Origin of the sequence: Martinezella miluonensis (assembly GCF_900094545.1) — a bacterium.
GTDB classification, from domain to species: Bacteria; Pseudomonadota; Alphaproteobacteria; order Rhizobiales; family Rhizobiaceae; genus Rhizobium; species Rhizobium miluonense.
In genome coordinates this window covers 1-2,626 of the sequence record NZ_FMAH01000096.1, presented here as the reverse complement: position 1 = coordinate 2,626, position 2,626 = coordinate 1, and the positions used below count along the sequence as shown (strand labels likewise).

The 2,626-nt window shown below is 53.1% G+C and carries 1 rRNA gene; it reads right to left on the bottom strand.

From position 1 onward, the window contains the following. Positions 1 to 20: 20 nt before the first annotated feature. Positions 21 to 2,626: ribosomal RNA gene (locus GA0061102_RS32405) — 23S ribosomal RNA — on the bottom strand; the annotation flags it as partial.

Below are 2,626 nucleotides of genomic sequence, written 5' to 3'. Positions count from 1 at the left end.
GATGAGCACTGGCAATGGGAACGATCAAGCCAATCGAGCTATTAGTACCGGTAAGCTTCATGCGTTGCCGCACTTCCACACCCGGCCTATCAACGTGGTCGTCTTCCACGGCTCTGATAGGGAACACTCGTTTTCAGGTTGGTTTCCCGCTTAGATGCCTTCAGCGGTTATCCATTCCATATATAGCTACCCTGCTATGCCCTTGGCAGGACAACAGGTCCACCAGAGATATGTCCATCCCGGTCCTCTCGTACTAGGGACAGATCCTGTCAATATTCCTACACCCACGGCAGATAGGGACCGAACTGTCTCACGACGTTCTGAACCCAGCTCACGTACCGCTTTAATTGGCGAACAGCCAAACCCTTGGGACCTGCTCCAGCCCCAGGATGCGATGAGCCGACATCGAGGTGCCAAACAACCCCGTCGATATGGACTCTTGGGGGTCATCAGCCTGTTATCCCCGGCGTACCTTTTATCCGTTGAGCGATGGCCCTTCCACGCGGGACCACCGGATCACTATGACCGACTTTCGTCTCTGCTCGACTTGTCAGTCTCGCAGTCAGGCGGGCTTATGCCATTGCACTCGACGACCGATTTCCGACCGGTCTGAGCCCACCATCGCGCGCCTCCGTTACTCTTTCGGAGGCGACCGCCCCAGTCAAACTACCCACCATACACTGTCCCGGATCCGGATAACGGACCGCGGTTAGACATCCATGACGATAAGGGTGGTATTTCAAGGATGGCTCCACAAGAACTGGCGTCCCTGCTTCAAAGCCTACCACCTATCCTACACATGCCGACACGAATGCCAGTGTAAAGCTATAGTAAAGGTGCACGGGGTCTTTCCGTCTGACCGCAGGAACCCCGCATCTTCACGGGGAATTCAATTTCACTGAGTCTATGTTGGAGACAGCGGGGAAGTCGTTACGCCATTCGTGCAGGTCGGAACTTACCCGACAAGGAATTTCGCTACCTTAGGACCGTTATAGTTACGGCCGCCGTTTACTGGGGCTTCGATTCAGAGCTTGCACCCCTCCTCTTAACCTTCCAGCACCGGGCAGGCGTCAGACCCTATACGTCGTCTTGCGACTTCGCAGAGCCCTGTGTTTTTGGTAAACAGTCGCTACCCCCTGGTCTGTGCCACCCTCACATACTTGCGTACATAAGGGTCACGCTTCTTCCGAAGTTACGCGTGCAATTTGCCGAGTTCCTTCAACATAGTTCTCTCAAGCGCCTTGGTATACTCTACCTGACCACCTGTGTCGGTTTCGGGTACGGTCTATACGGTGGAGCTATTTCCTGGAACCGCGTCCCCGCCCACACAATCCAATAAGTGTGAACAAGTTAAGCAATCCGTCACTACCACCAGGCCCACGAATATTAACGTGGTTCCCATCGACTACGCGTGTCCGCCTCGTCTTAGGGGCCGGCTAACCCTGCTCAGATTAACTTTAAGCAGGAACCCTTGGTCTTTCGGCGAGAGGGTCTCTCACCCTCTTTATCGTTACTCATGTCAACATTCGCACTTCCGATACCTCCAGGACCCCTCACAGGTATCCCTTCACTGGCTTACGGAACGCTCCGCTACCACGTGCATTACTGCACATCCTCAGCTTCGGTGCATGGCTTCAGCCCCGTTACATTTTCGGCGCAAAGACCCTTGACTAGACCAGTGAGCTGTTACGCTTTCTTTAAATGATGGCTGCTTCTAAGCCAACATCCTGGTTGTTTTGGGATCCTCACATCCTTTCCCACTTAGCCATGACTTGGGGACCTTAGCTGGAGGTTAGGGTTGTTGCCCTTTTCACGACGGACGTTAGCACCCGCCGTGTGTCTGCCGAGTAGTACTTCCCGGTATTCGGAGTTTGGTTAGGATCAGTAAGACGGTGAGTCCCCATAGCCCATCCAGTGCTCTACCCCCGGGAGTATTCGCTCGACGCTCTACCTAAATAGATTTCGCGGAGAACCAGCTATTTCCGAGTTTGATTGGCCTTTCACCCCTAGCCACAAGTCATCCCAATCTATTGCAACAGATGCGGGTTCGGTCCTCCAGTTGGTGTTACCCAACCTTCAACCTGCTCATGGCTAGATCACTCGGTTTCGGGTCTAATGCAACAAACTATATCGCCCTATTCAGACTCGCTTTCGCTTCGCCTACACCTACCGGCTTAAGCTTGCTTGTTACACTAAGTCGTTGACCCATTATACAAAAGGTACGCCGTCACCCTTGCGGGCTCCGACTGTTTGTAGGTATCCAGTTTCAGGTTCTATTTCACTCCCCTTGTCGGGGTGCTTTTCACCTTTCCCTCACGGTACTGGTTCGCTATCGGTCATGCACGAGTACTTAGGCTTGGAGAGTGGTCTCCCCATGTTCAGACAGGATTTCACGTGTCCCGCCCTACTCTAGGACAATAAAGCTATCTACGCGTACGGGGCTGTCACCCTCTACGGCAAACCTTTCCAGGTTCTTCCACTTTAAACTTCATTGCCACTGGCCTGGTCCGCGTTCGCTCGCCACTACTTGCGGAGTCTCGGTTGATGTCCTTTCCTGCAGGTACTTAGATGTTTCAGTTCCCTGCGTTCGCTTCTTACACCCTATTTTATTCAGGTGAAGATACCT